This window comes from Archangium sp. (assembly GCF_036388035.1).
GTDB lineage: Bacteria > Myxococcota > Myxococcia > Myxococcales > Myxococcaceae > Archangium.
Genome location: NZ_DASVSO010000768.1, coordinates 1 through 17,293, shown reverse-complemented (window position 1 = coordinate 17,293; position 17,293 = coordinate 1). Strand labels below are relative to the sequence as shown.

12 protein-coding genes are annotated in these 17,293 nt (G+C 70.1%); 3 read left to right on the top strand and 9 right to left on the bottom strand.

The window, feature by feature from the left end:
* Together VF697_RS31620 and VF697_RS31615 are read left to right on the top strand one after the other, a co-directional pair.
* The coding region (locus VF697_RS31620) for a serine/threonine protein kinase (RefSeq protein WP_331100802.1) at positions 1–1,188 on the top strand (1,188 nt) is incomplete at its 5' end.
* A gap of 67 nt (positions 1,189–1,255) precedes the next feature.
* The gene (locus VF697_RS31615; protein ID WP_331100800.1) at positions 1,256–5,029 is read left to right on the top strand and encodes a DUF3857 domain-containing protein; all 3,774 of its coding nucleotides are present in this window, start codon (positions 1,256–1,258) and stop codon (positions 5,027–5,029) included.
* Positions 5,030–5,165: 136 nt separating this feature from the next.
* Here the strand turns inward: VF697_RS31615 and VF697_RS31610 are convergent, their stop codons facing one another.
* The 9 genes from VF697_RS31610 to VF697_RS31570 all read right to left on the bottom strand — a co-directional run bounded on the left by VF697_RS31610 (position 5,166) and on the right by VF697_RS31570 (position 12,418).
* Positions 5,166–5,369 (bottom strand): cold-shock protein, encoded by a 204-nt coding sequence (locus VF697_RS31610; RefSeq protein ID WP_331100798.1) that lies wholly within the window; start codon positions 5,367–5,369, stop codon positions 5,166–5,168.
* 209 nt (positions 5,370–5,578) lie between these two features.
* Complete coding sequence (locus VF697_RS31605; protein WP_331100796.1) at positions 5,579–6,028, bottom strand: hypothetical protein; 450 nt, start codon at positions 6,026–6,028, stop codon at positions 5,579–5,581.
* A gap of 94 nt (positions 6,029–6,122) precedes the next feature.
* Complete coding sequence (gene sufT / locus VF697_RS31600; RefSeq protein WP_331100794.1) at positions 6,123–6,680, bottom strand: putative Fe-S cluster assembly protein SufT; 558 nt, start codon at positions 6,678–6,680, stop codon at positions 6,123–6,125.
* Between the two features lie 13 nt (positions 6,681–6,693).
* Entirely contained in the window at positions 6,694–7,146 is a 453-nt protein-coding gene (gene sufU, locus VF697_RS31595; RefSeq protein WP_331100792.1) for a Fe-S cluster assembly sulfur transfer protein SufU, read from the bottom strand.
* Entirely contained in the window at positions 7,143–8,372 is a 1,230-nt protein-coding gene (locus tag VF697_RS31590; RefSeq protein ID WP_331100791.1) for a cysteine desulfurase, read from the bottom strand. The genes sufU and VF697_RS31590 overlap by 4 nt, the downstream gene beginning before the upstream one ends.
* Positions 8,369–9,697 carry a Fe-S cluster assembly protein SufD gene (sufD, locus tag VF697_RS31585; RefSeq protein ID WP_331100790.1) on the bottom strand — a complete coding sequence of 443 codons (1,329 nt, stop codon included), beginning with the start codon at positions 9,695–9,697 and terminating at the stop codon, positions 8,369–8,371. The genes VF697_RS31590 and sufD overlap by 4 nt, the downstream gene beginning before the upstream one ends.
* A complete protein-coding gene (gene sufC, locus VF697_RS31580) occupies positions 9,694–10,458 on the bottom strand; it encodes a Fe-S cluster assembly ATPase SufC (RefSeq protein WP_414641363.1) in 765 nt (254 codons plus the stop codon). Before sufC ends, sufD begins: the two co-directional genes overlap by 4 nt.
* 14 nt (positions 10,459–10,472) lie before the next feature.
* On the bottom strand, positions 10,473–11,909 hold the full coding sequence (sufB, locus tag VF697_RS31575) for a Fe-S cluster assembly protein SufB (RefSeq protein WP_331100788.1): 1,437 nt from the start codon (positions 11,907–11,909) through the stop codon (positions 10,473–10,475).
* The gene (locus tag VF697_RS31570) at positions 11,906–12,418 is read right to left on the bottom strand and encodes an SUF system Fe-S cluster assembly regulator (RefSeq protein WP_331100786.1); all 513 of its coding nucleotides are present in this window, start codon (positions 12,416–12,418) and stop codon (positions 11,906–11,908) included. Before VF697_RS31570 ends, sufB begins: the two co-directional genes overlap by 4 nt.
* A 383-nt stretch (positions 12,419–12,801) precedes the next feature.
* On the opposite strand from VF697_RS31570, the gene VF697_RS31565 reads away from it, so the two are divergent.
* Positions 12,802–17,293: hypothetical protein (locus VF697_RS31565; protein ID WP_331100784.1), on the top strand; the 4,492-nt coding region annotated here is incomplete at its 3' end.

Here is a 17,293-nt window from a genome sequence, read left to right as displayed (position 1 = left end):
CAGCGGGTGGACGCCAAGAGCGCGGACGGGCGCGCGGACATCTTCGCGCTCGGCCTCATCTTCTACGAGATGCTCGTGGGGGAGCTGCCCGCGGGCAGCTATGACCCGCCCTCGCGCCGCAAGCCCGGGGTGGACCCGAGGCTGGACGGCATCATCGCGCGCTGCCTGCGGCAGGCCCCGGCGGACCGCTACGAGAGCGTCACCCGGCTCATCGCGGACCTCGAGCCGCTCCTGCCCCACCACTCCACCGTGCGGCCAGGGAAGCTCAGCCGGATGCAGCGGCTGAAGCTGGGGGTGAAGCGCGTGGTGCGCACCACCCTCCAGGCGCTGGCCACGCTGCTGGTGCTCGCCGCGATGGTCGTGCTGAGCGTGGCGTGGCTGCGCACCACGGAGCGGCGCGTCCAGGTGGCCCCGGGCCAGGCCCTCACCGCGGACCTCGGGCCGCCCTCGGCGAAGCAGCTGTCCGGACGGGTGAGCCCCGGCGGCACCGTGCGCACCGTGACCCTGGGGGACGGACCGGATCCCATCTCGTTGCTGGTGTCCGGCCGGCCCATCGATCCTTCGAGCAAGGGCATCTTCTTCACGCCCGTGGAGGGCCAGTCGCGCGTGGGCCTCGCGCAGCTGGACGTGACGAGCCTGGAGGGCAACACCGCCCGCTTGAGCGCGAAGCTCACCGCCCAGGGCCCCGAGCTCACCACCCAGGTGCGCGCCCGCGCCATGCTCTACGGCCCCCCGCCGGACCCCGAGGCCGCGCTGGTGCTGCTGGGCAGCACGGGGCGGTACGTGACCCTGGTCCACAACGGAGCCGGAGAGCCGCTCCGGCTGGAGTGGGCCCTGAGCGAGCGGCGGGGCACCATGCAGGGGCAGCTCGCCCCCAAGGGCCCCGTGGACCTCGAGCTGGAGGTGAAGGACGACGGCGTGCTCACGGCCGCCATCGGTCGTGGCCCGGACAAGCGGACGATCGCCGAGCCGCTCCACCTCGGGCAGGACTGGCAGACGCTCTTCGGCAAGATGCCCAAGGCGGCCTTCGGCTGCATCGAGGGTACCTGTCGCGCCGAGAGCCTCACCTTCCAGGTGAAGCGCGTGGTGCCTCCGGCGGCTCCTGGGACGCCGGTGGCGGCCCCACCTCCCCCCAAACGCCCGGCTCCGAAGGCGCCCGCTCCATCCAAGGGCAAACGTTCGAAGTAGCGAGGGCTCGTCTCCCGCAACCGGATGTGGCCTGACAGGAAGCTTTGAATTATCCATGTGCGCTCCTATGCGCACGCTCACCCGTAGCCTCTCCGCGCTCCTTCTCGCCACCGGCCTCCTGGCCAGCTGTGCCCACACGCCCTCGCCCACCGAGGTGCTCGACCGAGCCGCCACGGCCGCGCAGAAGGGCACCAGTGAAGCGCGCACGCTCGCGCTCGCCGGTTTCCACGCCTGGCTGGTGACGGGGGATCCCGCCGCGGCCCAGGCCCGCTTCGACGAGGCCGGGGCCAAGGACCCGGCCGACCCCTACGCCCTCTACGGCCAGCACCTGCTCGCGCGCCGTGCCGCCAACCCCCGCCGCGCGCTCGACGCGGCCCTGGCCGTGGTCACCCGCGCGCCGCGCCACCCGCTCGCCGTGCCCTCCGCGCGCTACGTGCTGGACATGGTGGGCACCTCCCCCGCCCTGGATGACGTCATCTTCACGGGCACCCAGGCCGCGCTCGAGGCCGGCACCGTGGGCGAGGCCGCTCAGCTCCTGCGCGGCATTCGGGTGGCCATCCTCGGCTTGAGGGAGGACCGGGCCGCCCAGGCCGCCGCGCTCATGGACATGGGCGCGGTGGACTCGGCCACGCTGCTGGGGCCCTTCTCGGCCTGGCACCTGCTCGCCTTCGACGAGACCACCCCGCCGGAGAAGACGGGCTCGCTGGCGGGCCCCTTCACCGGCCCCTTCGGGCAGCTCACGCCACGCACCCTGCGCGCCCCGGACAGCCGGCTGGACGTGGCCGGCGAGCCGGGCCCGGGTGACATCTACCTGATGGCCGTGGACGCCGAGGTGCCCGAGGCCGGTGTCTACGTGGCGCGCGCCGTCAGCGCCTCGGCGAACAAGGTGATGGTGGATGGGGTGCCCCTGCTGGAGCGCCGCTCCTTCGCCCGCGCCGGCTCCACGGTGTCCGCGACGGCCATCTCCCTCTCCGCGGGTCGGCACCGCATCCTCATCAAGCTGCTGAAAGACCAGCGGGGGGCCAACGTGTCCTTCGCGCTGGCCCGCGCGGACGGCCGCCCCTCGGCCATCCGCTACACCCCGGCCAGCGGACCGGCACCCTCCTCCTGGGGCTCGGAGCCGAAGGAGGCCGAGGCGGAGCTCGTCTACCCGGGCGCGCGGGAGCTGGCCACCGAGCTCGCCAACGAGGCGGGCCCGCTGCTGGCGGACTTCATCGGGGTGCGGGACGGGATGGGGAGGGATGCGGACGGGGCCTGGCGGCTGATGACGCGCCTGCACAAGGCCTCGCAGAGCGCCCCCATCCTCTCGCTGCGCGCCGAGCTGGCCACGCAGGACCGGAGCATCCCCCCCAAGGTAGCGCGCGGGCGTGCGACGAGGGACCTGGAGACGGTGGTGGCGAAGGACCCGGGCGACGTGGCCGCGCTGCTGCTACGCGCCGAGCTGGCCCTCAACGACGGCCAGTCCGCCTCGGCGATGGAGACGCTGAAGAAGGCGCGGGCCACGGCGAAGCAGCCGGGCTGGCCCGTGTACCTGCTGGAGGCGCGCACGGCGCTGGCGCTGGAGGTGGAGAACCAGGCCGAGGAGAGCCTGGAGGCGGCGCTGCAGGCGCAGCCGGGCCTGTGCGAGGCGCAGGTGCTGCGCTACGGGCTGGCGCGTCGCCGGGACGCGGTGGCACGCGCGGACGAGCTGATGGCCTCGGTGGTGGGCTGCCCGGGCGCGCTCATGCGCTCCGCCGAGCACGCGCGGATGCGTGGCAACCCGGAGCAGGCCGTGTCCCTCTACCAGGAGCAACTGGTGCGCAACCCGGGGGACGTGACCACGGGCCTGTCGCTGGCGAATGCCTACGTGACGCTGCGCCGCTTCGACGAGGCCACGGCGACGCTGAAGTCCCTGAGCACGCTCTGGCCTCGCAACGCGAAGGTGCTGGAGAAGCTGGCGGACGTGCGCGAGCACGCCGGGGACGCGGCCGGAGCCCTCGCCCTGCGCGAGCAGGCACTGCTGCTGGACGGCGGCAACCTGTCGTTGCGCCGCGCCGTGGTGCGCGCGAAGACGGGGCAGGAGGTGCTGCAGGCGCACGCCATCGACGGCCGGCAGGCCATCAAGGACTACGAGGCCAACCCGGGCCTGGAGGACAGCGCCGCCGCCTACGTGCTGGACGCGGCGGCCACGCAGGCCTGGCCGGACGGCTCGCTGGTCACCCGCATCCACAGCGTGCAGAAGGCGCTCGAGCAGAGCGGCGTGCAGGAGATCGCCGAGGTGAACCTGCCCTCGGGCGCGCAGGTGCTGGCGCTGCGCACCATCAAAGCGGACGGCACGGTGCTGGAGCCGGAGAGCATCGAGGGCAAGGACACCGTGAGCCTGCCGGGCGTGCAGGTGGGCGACTACGTGGAGGTGGAGTACCTGCTGGCGGAGGGCTCGCGAGGGCCGGCGCAGCCGGGCTTCACCGCCTCCGACTTCTACTTCCGCATCGCCAACATGCCGGACCACCGGGCCACCTACACGGTGGTGGCACCCAAGGGCACGGGCATGAAGGTGGACGCGCACAACATGAAGGCGCCGACGCCGGTGGTGAAGGGAGATGAGGAGATCTTCACCTTCGAGGCGCGCAACGTGCCGGCCTTCATCCCCGAGCCGGACAGCCCGCCGTCGAGCCAGGAGTACCTGCCCTTCGTCGCGGTGGGCGCGGGCACCACGGGCAACGACAAGCTGGTGGCGGTGTACGCGGACGCCTTCCTGGACAACAGCGCGCTCAACTGGGAGCTGGAGGCCTTCGCGCGGGAGGCCACCGAGGGCAAGAGCGGGCTGGAGGCGGTGCAGGCGCTGTACGCGGCGGTGATGAAGCGCTTCACCGGCCGGGACTCGGGGCTGTCGCAGTCGGCGGCCTCGTCGATGGCGCAGGACCGGGGCAGCCGGCTGTGGGTGCTGAAGGCGGGGCTGGAGTCGCTGGGGATTCCCACGCGCGTGGCGGCGGTGCGCACCTTCTCGGCGGATCCGGCGGACTACCTCTTCCCCGAGGAGTCGCTGCTGCCGTACCTGGCGCTGCGGGTGGAGGTGCCGGGAGAGGAGCCGGTGTGGCTGGACACCACCACGCGCTTCGCGCCCTTCGGCGAGCTGCCCGAGGCGGCGCTGGGCGAGCGCGACACGTACCTGCTGCCCGAGCCCGGCCGCGCGCTGGAGAAGGTGAAGACGCCCGGCCTGGGCAAGCCACCGGGCAAGCAGGTGAAGCTGGCGCTGGAGGTGGATGAGCGGGGCCAGCTCCTCGGCAAGGGTGAGGAGGTCTACAGCGGCTTCCAGGCGGCGCAGCTCGGGGAGGCCTTCGAGGCCATCTCGGGGGACCGTCGGCGGCAGGCGATGCAGTCGGCCGTGGGCCGCTACTTCGGCGGGGCGGAGCTGACGGACCTGAAGCTGGAGCACGCGGAGGAGGTGGGCGCGCCCTTCACGGTGCGCTATTCCTTCAAGGCGCCCACCTTCGCTCGGGCGGATGGCAACACGCTGGTGTTGCCGCCCATCAGCATGCCCGCGAGCCTGGGGCGACAGTACGTGCAGCTGAGCACGCGCACCACGCCGCTGTTCATCGATGGCACCGAGGAGAGCCGGGCGCAGGTGACGCTGACGATGCCGCAGGGCTACCGGCTGGCGGATCCCCAGGCGCAGCTCAACGCGGAGAGCCCCTTCGGGCGCCTGCGGCGCACGGAGAAGCAGGAGGGCCGCACACTCACCGTCGACGAGACGCTGCGGGTGGAGCGTGGGCGCATCCCCGCCCAGAAGTACGAGGACTTCGCGCACTTCGCCGGCCAGGTGGACCTCATCCAGTCGAGGGACCTGGTCCTCACGAAGTAGCCCGCCCGAGCGGGAGGCAGGGGTGGGCCCGGGGGGAGAGCAACCCGGGCCCCGCCCGCCGGGCTGGCTGCCGGAAATAAAAAAGGCCCAGCCTCACGAGGAGACTGGGCCGGATGCGAGTCCTAGGGACGCGCTATCAGATGGGGCGAACGTTCTGCGCCTGCAGGCCCTTGGGGCCACGGGCGACGTCGAACTCGACCTTCTGCCCTTCCTGGAGCGAGCGGAAGCCATCGGTCTGGATCGCAGTGTGGTGGCAGAAGAGGTCCTCGCCCCCGCCGTCCTGCGTGATGAAACCGAAGCCCTTCGCGTCGTTGAACCACTTCACGGTACCAGTTGCCATTTACTCGTCTTCTTTCTTGTCCGGCATCATGAGTTGAGCCGGAGGCCGATCCCCTCGGGAGTGCGGCCCTTGCCATTTGTCACGTTTCGAGGCAGTTGCCTAGGGGGCCACTCGAAAAAGTGACCCCCAACAGCCACTGTGTTGCGTGACTGACAATACAACCCGTAGCCCCGGGCCTTCATTCCGGGGGATTTTCGGGCTCAGCGGCCCTAGAACGCGTAGCGGGTGGTGGTTTGAGAGCCGGCGAAGCGCAGCTCGACGGTGCCGTGCTCTCCCTTGCCCTGCTCACGCCAGCGCTGCTGGAGCGGCGTGAGGTCGAAGCTTGCGGTCCGGTTGAGCAGCGCCTCGCACCTATCCTCGTTCGCGTCGTGGGCCAGCACCAGTTCCGCCTGGGCCCCACCCGCCGCCGAGCCCTGGAAGGTCCCATCCCAGAGAAGCTCGTAGGTGTGCGGCTTGCAGCCGCCGGAGTGCATCACCCTGGCCACCAGCGTGTTCCCCTGGACCTCGATGCTCTTGATGGCGATGTCGTCCTTGAGCGCGGGAGACCCGGTCACCCGCAGGGGCGTGGGCGCGGGCGCGGCCGCGGCCGGCTCGGCGGGACTCTCCGCCGGAGGGGGGGGAGGCGGGATGTCCCCTCCCGTCGAAGTCGAAGGCCCCACACATCCGAGCAGGGCACAGAGAACGAGACCACTCCAGCCTGGCTTTCGCATATCCCCTCCTGACGGCCCGCTTCGGGCCGGATTCAAGCGGAGCCTACATCCACCCGAGCTGAAGTCGCGCCACGTCCGACATGCGGCTCTGGTCCCAGGGCGGCTCCCAGACGAGTTGCACGTCCGCTTCCTTCACGCCGGGCACGTCCTGCACCTTGCGCCGCACGTCATCCACCAGCACGGGCCCCATGCCGCACCCCGGCGCGGTGACCGTCATGTGGATCTCCACCTTCTGCCCCCCCTCGGGCAGCGGCGTGGCCTTGCACTGGTACACCAGCCCCAGCTCCACGATGTTCACCGGAATCTCCGGGTCGTACACCGTGCGCAGCTGCTCCCAGACGCGCTCCTCGTCGAACGAGCCCTCGGCGGCGGGCGCCTGCGGCTCGGCCTTCGGATTCTGCGCGACGTAGTCGGCGCCCAGCGCATCCGAGTCCCTCTCGTCAATGCGCATGAGCTGCCCGTAATCGCCCTGCACGGTCACGTTGCCGCCGAGCGTCTGGAGCACCCGCACCTCGGTGCCCGCGGGCACCGTCACCCGCTCGCCGCTGGGGATCATCGTCACTTCGCAGTCCCGCGCGAGCGGTGTCATCAAACCCCTCATCCGGACTTCCTCCCTACTCCGTCGAGACGGAGGCTTCCTTGCCGTCGAGCGCCGCGCGCAGCGCGTGCCATGCGAGGCTCGCGCACTTCACCCGGGACGGGAACTCATTCACCCCGGACAGCACCGCCAGCTTGCCCAGGGCCTCCGTGTCCAGGCCGGCGGGGCCCTCCATCACCAGCTTGTGCACCAGCTCGAAGAGCTGCTCGGCCTGGGCCCGCGACAGCTCCTTCACCGCCCCCGTCATCAGCGACGCCGAGGCCCTCGAGATGGCGCACCCCTGCCCCACGAAGCCCACGTCCTTGATGACGTCGCCCTCCATCCGCAGCGTCACCGTGAGCTGGTCCCCACACAGCGGGTTGTAACCGTCGGCCCGGCGGTTGGCGCCCTCCACCTCGCGGAAGTTGCGCGGTCGCTTGCCGTGCTCCAGCACCACCTCTTGGTAGAGGTCCTGCAAATCCGAGCTCACGCGAACACCTCCCGCACCTTGTGCAGCCCGCGCACGAGCGCGTCGATGTCCTCGCGCGTGTTGTACAGGGCCAGCGAGGCGCGCACCGTGGCCGCCACCCCGAAGCACGACAGCAGCGGCTGCGCGCAGTGGTGACCCGCCCGGATGGCCACGCCCTCCCGGTCCAGGATGGTGCCCACGTCGTGCGCGTGGACATCCTCCATGATGAAGGACAGCACGCCCGAGCGCTCGCGCGCCCGGCCAAACAGCTTCAGGCCCGGCACGCTCTGGAGCGCCTGCGCTCCGTACTCCAGCAAGTCCCGGTCGTGCGCCGCGATGGCGTCCAGCCCCACCGACTCGATGTAGTCCAGCGCCGCCGCGAGCCCCACCGCGCCCGAGATGTCCGGCGTGCCCGCCTCGAAGCGGTATGGCAGCCGGTTGTAGACGGTCTTCTCCATCGTCACGGTGAGGATCATGTCCCCGCCGCCCTGCCAGGGCGGCAGCGACTCCAGCATCGCGGCCTTGCCGTACAGCACGCCAATGCCCGTGGGCCCGAAGGCCTTGTGCCCGGAGAGCGCGTAGAAGTCGCAGTCCAGATCCTGCACGTCCACGCGGAAGTGCTGGAGCGCCTGCGCCCCGTCCACCAGCACCGGCACGCCCTTGGCGTGGGCCCTCCGGATGATCTCCTTCACCGGATTCACCGTGCCCAGTGCGTTGGACACGTGCGTCACCGCGAGCAGCTTCGTGCGCTCCGTCAGCATCGCGTCGAGCTGGTCCAGCCGCAGGTCGCCGTGCTCGTCCACCGGCACCATCTTCAGCGTGGCGCCCGTCTGCTGGCAGACCATCTGCCAGGGGACGATGTTGGAGTGGTGCTCCATCGCGGTGATGAGCACCTCGTCACCGGGGCCCAGCTTGCCGCGCCCGAACGTCTGCGCCACCAGGTTGACGGCCTCGGTGCAGCCGCGCACGAAGATGATCTCCTTCGTGTCGCGTGCGTTGATGAAGCGGCGGATCCGCTCGCGCGCGCCCTCGTAGGCCGCCGTGGAGCGCTCGGAGAGCGCGTGCACGCCCCGGTGCACGTTGGCGTTGTCGTGCGTGTAGTAGCGCACCAGCGCGTCGATGACCGCCTGGGGCTTCTGCGTCGTCGCCGCGCTGTCCAGGTACACCAGCGGCCGGCCCCGCACCTCCTGGTGAAGGATGGGGAAGTCCGCGCGGATGCGCGCCACGTCGAAGGTTTTCCCGCTCATGCCCGTCCCTCCTTCGCTCCCGGCAGCTTGCGCGCCAGCAGCTCCTCCACCTGCTCTCTCAACGCCGCCAGCGGCACCGCGCCCACCACCTCACTGGCGAAGGCATGCGTCATCAGCCGCTCCGCCTCCGCACGGGGAATGCCACGGGAGCGCAGGTAGAAGAGCGCCTGCTCGTCCAGCCGGCCCACCGTCGCGCCGTGCGCGCACTTCACGTCGTCGGCGAGAATCTCCAGCTGGGGCCGGGCGTCCGCCATCGCCGACTCCGAGAGCAGGAGGTTGCGGTTGGACTGGCGCGAGTCCGTCTGCTGCGCGTCCGGCCGCACCAGCACCTTGCCGTGGAAGGTGCCCCGCGACTTGTCGTCCAGCACGCCCTTGTACAGCTCGCGGCTGGTGCAGCGCGGGCGCGCGTGGTCCAGGTTCGTCCAGTTGTCCAGGTGCTGCGTACCGTGGCCCACGTACAAGCCCTGGAGGAGGCACTCGCCGCCCTCGTCCGCGAAGGCGGCGTGGATCTCATTGCGAGCGATCAGCCCGCCCAGCGAGATGACGTGCGAGGCGAAGCGGCTGTCCCGCCCCTGCTCCACGTGCAGGCCGCCGATGTGGTAGGCCGTCTCGGCCTCGGACTGGAGCTTGAGGTGGGTGACGCGCGCCCCCTGCCCCAGCACCACCTCCGTCACCGCGTTGGTGAAGGAGACGCCCGGCGCCGCGCCCACGTAGGTCTCCACCAGCGTGAGCTCGCTGTTGTCCCCGGCCTGCACCACCACCCGGGGGCTCGCCAGCGTCACGTGGGTGTCGCCCCGCGAGAGGAAGAGGAGCTGCACGGGCTCGGAGCACACCGTCCCGGGCGCCACCCGCACCAGCGCGCCCTCCTCCAGCAGCGCCGCGTTGAGCGCGATGAAGCCATGCATCTCCGCGCGTGCCCGCCGGCCCACCACCGCCTCCAGCCCCTCGCCGTCCTTGTGCAGCGCCTCGCGCAGGCTGCGCACCGAGAGGCCCTCGGGCCCCCCGTCCAGCCGGGACAGCTCCCGGACGAACCAGCCATCCACGAACACCAGCCGCGGCCCCGGGCCCGGCAGGGAGAGCCGCGCCACCGCCGCCTCCACCCCGGCCTCGTGCACGGTGCGCACGGGCGTGAAGGCCTGGCCGGAGATGGGCGCCACGTTCACGTACTTCCAGTCCTCGTGCTTCGAGGTGGGGAAGCCCTGGCGCGCGAGCTGCGAGATGGCCTCCTGCCGCAGGGCACGCAGCCACCCGGGCGCGCTCGCCGCCCGCTCCGCCTGGAAGCGCTCGGCCAGGTCGAGATAGTGCTGCAGCCCCGCTTCCGTCACGGCCTCGCCTCCTTGCCGCCCGCGCGCGCGCCCTCGCTCAGCCACGCGTAGCCCTTCTTCTCCAGCTCCAGCGCCAGCTCGCGCCCGCCCGTGCGGACGATCTTCCCGGCGGCCAGCACGGACACCTTGTCCGGCACCACGTACTCCAGCAGCCGCTGGTAGTGGGTGATGACGAGCATGCTCCGCTCCGGCGAGCGCAGCGCGTTGATGCCCCCGGAGACAATCCGCAGCGCGTCGATGTCCAGGCCCGAGTCCGTCTCGTCGAGGATGGCCAGCAGCGGCTCCAGCACCGCCATCTGGAAGATTTCATTGCGCTTCTTCTCACCGCCGGAGAAGCCCTCGTTCACCGAGCGCTGCATGAAGGCCTGGTCGAGCTGCACCAGCTTGGACTTCTCCCGGGCGAGCTGGAGGAAGTCCATGGCGTCCAGCTCCTCCTTGCCCTCGGTGCGCCGCCGGGCGTTGAGCGCCGTGCGCAGGAAGTGCAGGTTGCCCACGCCCGGAATCTCCACCGGGTACTGGAAGGCCATGAAGACGCCCGCGTGGGCCCGCTCCTCGGGCGGCAGGGACAGCAGGTCCTTGCCGTTGTAGAGCACCTCGCCCTTCACCACCTCGTACGTCTCCCGGCCGGAGAGCACCTGCGACAGGGTGCTCTTGCCCGAGCCGTTGGGGCCCATGATGGCGTGGACCTCGCCGGGCATGAGCTCCAGGTCGATTCCCTTGAGCACGTCACGGCCCGCCACGCGCACGTGCAGGTCCTTGATGCTGAGCAGCGGCTTCATCCCACGCTCCCTTCCAGGCTCACACTGAGCAGCTTCTGCGCTTCCACGGCGAACTCCATGGGCAGCTCCTTGAAGACCTGCCGGCAGAAGCCATTCACGATCATCGACACGGCGTCTTCCTTCGAGATGCCCCGCTGCTGGCAGTAGAAGAGCTGGTCCTCGCCAATCTTGGACGTGGACGCCTCGTGCTCCACCTGCGCCGAGGCGTTCTTCACCTCGATGTACGGCAGCGTGTGGGCGCCGCACTTGCTGCCCAGCAGCAGCGAGTCGCACTGGGTGTAGTTGCGCGCGCCCTCGGCGCTCTTGAGCACCTTCACCAGGCCCCGGTAGGTGTTCTGCCCGCGCCCGGCCGAGATGCCCTTGGACACGATGGTGCTCTTCGTGTTGCGGCCCAGGTGGATCATCTTCGTCCCCGTGTCCGCCTGCTGCATGTGGTTGGCGAGCGCCACCGAGTAGAACTCGCCCACCGAGTCGTCGCCCTTGAGGATGACGCTCGGGTACTTCCAGGTGACGGCCGAGCCCGTCTCCACCTGCGTCCACGAAATCTTCGAGCGGTGGTGGGCGATGCCGCGCTTGGTGACGAAGTTGTAGATGCCACCGCGGCCCTGCTCGTCCCCCGGGTACCAGTTCTGCACCGTGGAGTACTTGATGGTGGCCCCGTCCAGCGCGACGAGCTCCACCACGGCGGCGTGGAGCTGGTTGGTGTCGCGCATGGGCGCGGTGCAGCCCTCGAGGTAGCTCACATAGGCGCCCTCGTCGGCGACGATGAGGGTGCGCTCGAACTGACCGGTGTTCTCCGCGTTGATGCGGAAGTAGGTGGACAGCTCCATGGGGCAGCGCACGCCCTTGGGCACGTAGACGAACGAGCCGTCGCTGAACACCGCCGAGTTGAGCGCCGCGAAGAAGTTGTCCGAGTGCGGCACCACCGTGCCCAGGTACTTCTTCACCAGCTCCGGGTGCTCGCGCACCGCCTCGGAGAAGGAGCAGAAGATGACGCCGGCCTTGGCCAGCTTGTCCTTGAAGGTGGTGGCCACCGACACCGAGTCGAACACGGCGTCCACCGCCACGTTCTGCATCAGCTTCTGCTCGTGCAGCGGGATGCCGAGCTTCTCGTAGGTGCGCAGAATCTCCGGATCCACCTGGTCGAGGCTGTCCAGCTTCGGCTTCTTCTTGGGCGCCGAGTAATAGATGATGTCCTGGTAGTCGATGGGCGAGTAGTCCACCTTCTGCCAGCGCGGCTCCTTCAAGGTGAGCCAGTGCCGGTAGGCGCGCAGGCGCCACTCGAGCATGAAGTCCGGCTCGCCCTTCTTGGCGGAGATGATCCGGATGACGTCCTCGTTGAGCCCCCGGGGAATCGACTCGGACTCCACGTCGGTGACGAAGCCGGCCTCGTACTGGCGCTTCGTGAACTCCTGGATGGTCTCCGTGCTCATGAGTGGGCTCCTCCCGCCGTGGCCGGGGTGGGGTGGGGGTTCTGGGTCGGCGCAGCTGGACGCGCGGGCACGCCGAGGCCCACGAGGCGCGGCACCGGTGCGCACAGGTCCGCCAGCGTCAGCCGCCCGAGCGCGTCCTGGATGGTGCGGTTGATGACACGCCAGTGGCCGCGCACCCGGCACACCGTCTCCAGCTCGCAGGTGCTGGCCGGGGGATGGGCCCCGTGCGCGCCACACTCGGTGAGGGACACGGGGCCCTCGAGCGCGGCGATGATCTCCGTGAGCGGAATCCGCTCGGCGGGTTGGGCCAGCCCATAGCCGCCGCTGGCGCCCCGGTGGGACACCAGCAGGCCAGCGCCCTGGAGGCCCTTGAGCACCTTGCTCACCGAGGGTAGGGGCACACCGGTACCGGCCGCCAATTCCCTCGCCGTGCGCGTCTCATTCCCGGCGCGCGCCAGCTCGGTCAGCAGCACGATGCCGTAGTCGGTCATCTTGCTCATCCGGAGCATTCGGAAGCTCTCCCGCCATGGGGGCCCCCGACTCCCGAGGGCGCCTGCGTGTTGGCTCTTTAAACAGGACTAAGTTGGTCCGCATTAAAAATCGTGGCATCGCGGGCTCGGCGTCCTGGCTACCCCTCGACCGGGAGTGAAGGCCCGTCTCCGCCGCCTCTCCGAGCCTCGCGCCCGAGGTCACTGCTGGCGGCAGGACAGTCGCGTCCCCCCCGGGGGCGATATCGGGCCGTCCTGAGAGGCGGCTACAAGCATTCACGCCATCCATTGCCAATACACCTGGAATCGTCTCCGGGATGGCTCACCCTGGGGGGGGGAAGACCTTGAGACGAATCGCGGTGTTGGCTGCGGCATGTGCGTTGGTCCTGGGCGCAGGTGTCGTGGTGTCGGAGCAGGCCCCCGAGGGGCCGCCCATCGCTGAAGCACCCACGCTCCAGCAGAACGTCATCGCCTGTGCGCGAACGCTCACCGCCAACGTGGCGGTGCTGGATCAACCGCTGATGTTCAACCGCCTCGGCGCCCAGAACGTCAACGGCACCGTCTACGCCCTCACGCGGGACGTCATCAACCTGGACAGCGGTCTGCCCTTGAACCGGGGAGGCGCGGCGATTCCGGGCCGGGTGGCGTTGCGTGCGGACAAACGGCCGCGCCCCCTCGTGCTGCGCGCCGCCGCCGGTGACTGCCTGCGGGTGAGCCTCACCAACCTGCTCACCCCCGCGGCGAACCCCAGGTCCCCGACCTTCACCCTCAACAACCTGCTCTTCAGGCTCCCGCTCAACGAGCAGGTCGCCGACCGGTTGGTGAGCTTCACGGTTCCGGGCATGCAGCTCGTCAGCGGCATCGCCGACGACAGCTCCTTCGTGGGGCGCAATCCCAACAGCATGGTCGCCCCGGGCCGCAGTGCCGTCTACAACCTCTTCGCCGAGCGGGAAGGCACGTTCCTGGTGTCGAGCTACGGGGCCACGTTCGGCGGCGAGGGCACCTACGGCAACGGCGCCAATGGCCTGTTCGCCGCCATCAACGTGGAGCCCCGGGGCGCGAGCTTCTACCGCAGCCAGGTGACCGAGGAGGAGCTGCGCCTGAGCACCACCGGGACGAGCCCCACGGGCCAGCCCATCATCAACTACGGGGCCGTGTATCCCGCCACGGAGCCGTGGCTCGGTGAGGGCAAGAGCGGGCTGCCCATCCTCAACATGCTGACGGGCTCCGGGGAGCTCGTCCACGCGGACCACTCCGCCATCATCATGGGGCCGCTCTCCAATGGCGCCTTCCCCTCGAGCACCTATCCCCTGGAGAGCGTGGGCCGGCGCAACCCCAGCGTGCCCACCCGCCTGGAGCCCTTCCGCGAGTTCACCTTCGTCTTCCACGACGAGGCGGCCTCGTCCAACGCCTTCCCCGGCTACTTCGAGGATCCAATCTTCCAGTACACGCTGCAGGGGGTGCGCGACGCCTTCATGCTCAACTACGGCTCGGGGGGCATCGGCTCGGAGATCATCGCCAACCGGCTGTCCGTGGGGCCGATGCACGACTGCCTGGACTGCGCCTACGAGGAGTTCTTCCTGAGCGCGTTCGCGGTGGGCGATCCCGCCATGCAGGTGGACGTCCCCGCGAACATGGGGCTGGAGACGATCACTCCGGGAGTGGCGCCCGCTCCGGGCGCGGTTGGCCCCAAGGCCACCAAGGCCTTCTTCCCGGACGACCCCGCCAATGTCTACCACAGCTACATCAATGACTTCGTGAAGATGCGCAACCTCCACATCGGCAAGGAGCAGCACGTCTTCCACCTGCACAACCACCAATGGCTGTTCAACCCCAACGATGACAACTCGAACTACATCGACGCCCAGGGCATAGGGCCGGGCGCGGGTTACACCTATGAGATTGCCTTCGGAGGCTCCGGCAATCGCAACCAGACCTCGGGCGACGCCATCTTCCACTGCCACTTCTACCCCCACTTCGCCCAGGGCATGTGGGGGATGTGGCGCATCCACGACGTGTTCGAGGCGGGAACGCGGCTGGCGGTGAGCGGCACGGGCTTCCATACCTCGCGCTTCGCGCTGCAGGACGGAACGCCAGCGGCCAGCGCCCGGGCCCTGCCCGACGGGGAGATCGTCGCCGGCACGCCCATCCCCGCGGTGGTGCCACTGCCCGGCAAGGCCATGGCCCCCATGCCCGGACGGGTCGAGGTGGCCCCCAACCCGAACACCACGACGGCCTCCGCCTTCCACCCCACCCGTCCGGGGGCGAGCGTGCCGGTGGGCAGCAACGCCCGCGTCATCGATCGGAGCGTCAACCCGGGCTTCCCGTTCTGGATTGGCGGCATCGAGAGCATCGTGGGCCAGCGGCCCACCACCCCGCCCCTGGACATGCTGTCGGAGGCGGAGGCCTCGGCGCTCCAGTCCGGCACCAACCCGCTGTTCGCCGGCCGCACGGATCTCGTCGTCAACGCCGGCGGCTTCAATGGCGGGCTCCCGCGGCATGCCCTGGAAGGCGTGGCCGCGGGCGGGGAGGCCGAATCCACCTTGAGCCGCCTGGACTTCAGCAAGGAGATGCTCAAGGCCAGGCCCGTGTACTTCCCCGAGGCGGGTACGGACGTGGAGCAGACGGCCATGGCCTTCCATGCCCGGCGGACCCATCCGAGCACGGCGGTGCTCCGCGACGGCACCACGGTGTCCAGCAGCTTCATCACCAACGGTGCCCCTCCGGTGCCCAGCGCCCCGTTCTTCGAGCCCTGCAGGGATGACGCGGGCAGCCGGGTGCTGTCCGGCGTGGCGCCGCGCTTCTTCGACGGTGCCGGGGGCCTGAGCATCACGGGCCCCATCCAGTTCGGCGCGACCAATCCCCGCGTCTACAAGGGCGCCAACATCCAGCTCGACGTGATCTTCAACAAGGTCGGCTACCACTTCCCGCAGGAGCGCATCCTCACCCTGTGGGAGGACGTGCTGCCCACCCTCAACAAGCAGCGGCCCCCGGAGCCCTTCATCATCCGGTTCAACACCTTCGACTGCGGCAAGTACCTCCACACCAACCTGGTGCCCCAGTACTACGAGCTGGACGACTACCAGGTGCGTACGCCCACCGATGTCCTCGGGCAGCACATCCACCTGCCCAAGTGGGACCTGCCGTCCGCCGACGGCTCGGCCAACGGGTGGAACTACGAGGATGGAACCCTGGCGCCCGGCGCGGTGCGAGAGCGCATCGAGGCCATCAACGCCTACAACGCCACCCCGGGCGTCACCCCCGTCCCCACACCGGATGGCCGGACCCGGCTCACACCGCTGGCCCACCCCTTCTTCGGTGCTGGCCCGGCCGGCACCTGGCTGGGGGCTCGCACGACGATCCAACGCTGGTTCTTCGACCCCGTGGTCAACGTGGAGGGCATCCACCGGGGGCTGGGCACCATCTTCACCCATGACCACCTCGGGCCTTCCACCCACCAGCAGGTCGGCCTCTACGGGACGGTGATGACCGAGCCCCCGGGGTCCACCTGGGTCCACAACGAGACCGGCGTGCGGCTCGGGACGCGGAGCGACGGCGGTCCGACGAGCTGGCAGGCCGCCATCCTCACCGACGACCTCGACCGCGATGGCATCAATGACAGCTACCGCGAGTTCTGGTTCCAGGCCGCCGACTTCCAGCATGCCTACGAGGCCGGCGTGTACGTGGGAGCCGGTCCGGATGGGCTGCCCGCCCCGGGGCTCGCCCCCACCGCGTCGACGTTCCGCCGCGCCATCGCCCCCCCGCACCGCTTGCAGGTCAACCCGGTGTTCCCGGACCTCTACGTCAACGCGTCCGTGTGCCCCGGTGGAGCGCCGCGGCCGTGCCCGCAGGCCATCTCCGTCGATGACCCGGGCATGTTCGTGCTCAACTACCGCAACGAGCCGGTCGCCCTGCGCGTCTACGACCCCAACAAGCTGGGGCCGGATGGCAAGCCGGGAGCCCAGGCCGATGGTCCGGGCGGAGACCTGGCCTTCGCGCTCCAGACGCGCGCCGACCGCGCCATCCCCGAGCTCAACACCCGGCTGGGCAACACCCCGTACCCGGCGCTGACCTCGGATATCGGCAACGGAGATCCGTTCACGCCCATCATTCGCACCTACCTGGGGGACCGGGTGCGGGTGAAGGTCCAGATTGGCGGGCACGAGGAGGAGTTCAATGCCTCCATCCACGGGGTGAAATGGCCCCAGGGAGGCTCCGGCTTTGGCGTCGCCCCCAACTCCGGCTGGCGCAATGCCCAGGCCCAGGGCATCTCGGAGCAGTTCGCCTTCTCCGTCCCCCTCATTCCCGTGCTCGGACAGGGCGCCGTGACGGACCACGCCTACACCATGAACGCCAGCCAGGACGGGTGGTGGAGCGGCGTGTGGGGCGTGATGCGCTCGTACAACACCCCGAGGACGGACATCTTCCGGCTCCCCAACACCGTGGCGCCGCTGCGGGTCGAGAACCCCGCGGACTTCAGCGTCAACAGCGGCGGCATCTGCCCACGCGCCGCACCGATTCGCGCCTACGACCTCACCGCGGTGCTGGCCAACACAGCGCTCGGCAGGCCCGCGGGCGTCACCATCGTCCCCTCGGACGCCTCGGCCACCCAGCACGTCGGCAGACCTCTCAATCCGGCAGGCGGCACACTGGTGTACAACCCGCGCGCCACCGCGCTGACGAATGGGAAGTCGGGACCACTGCATGACCCGACGGCCATCCTCTACGTGCGCACCGCGGACCTGGATGCGGCCGGCAGGCTCAGGCCCGGCGTGCCCGTCGAGCCGCTCGTCCTGCGCGCGGCGGCGGGCGAGTGCATCGAGGTCACGCTGCGCAACAAGCTCCCGGGCGACCTCAACCTCAACGGCATCGCCGACGACAACCCCGACCTGGCCA

What these genes read in the sequence shown, in the direction of transcription:
- VF697_RS31615 (WP_331100800.1), top strand. Translation starts at nt 1,256, where the DNA reads ATGCGCACGCTCACCCGTAGCCTCTCCGCGCTCCTTCTCGCCACCGGC.
- VF697_RS31570 (WP_331100786.1), bottom strand. Translation starts at nt 12,418, where the DNA reads ATGCTCCGGATGAGCAAGATGACCGACTACGGCATCGTGCTGCTGACC.
- VF697_RS31610 (WP_331100798.1), bottom strand. Translation starts at nt 5,369, where the DNA reads ATGGCAACTGGTACCGTGAAGTGGTTCAACGACGCGAAGGGCTTCGGT.
- VF697_RS31590 (WP_331100791.1), bottom strand. Translation starts at nt 8,372, where the DNA reads ATGAGCGGGAAAACCTTCGACGTGGCGCGCATCCGCGCGGACTTCCCC.
- sufT (WP_331100794.1), bottom strand. Translation starts at nt 6,680, where the DNA reads ATGAGGGGTTTGATGACACCGCTCGCGCGGGACTGCGAAGTGACGATG.
- sufB (WP_331100788.1), bottom strand. Translation starts at nt 11,909, where the DNA reads ATGAGCACGGAGACCATCCAGGAGTTCACGAAGCGCCAGTACGAGGCC.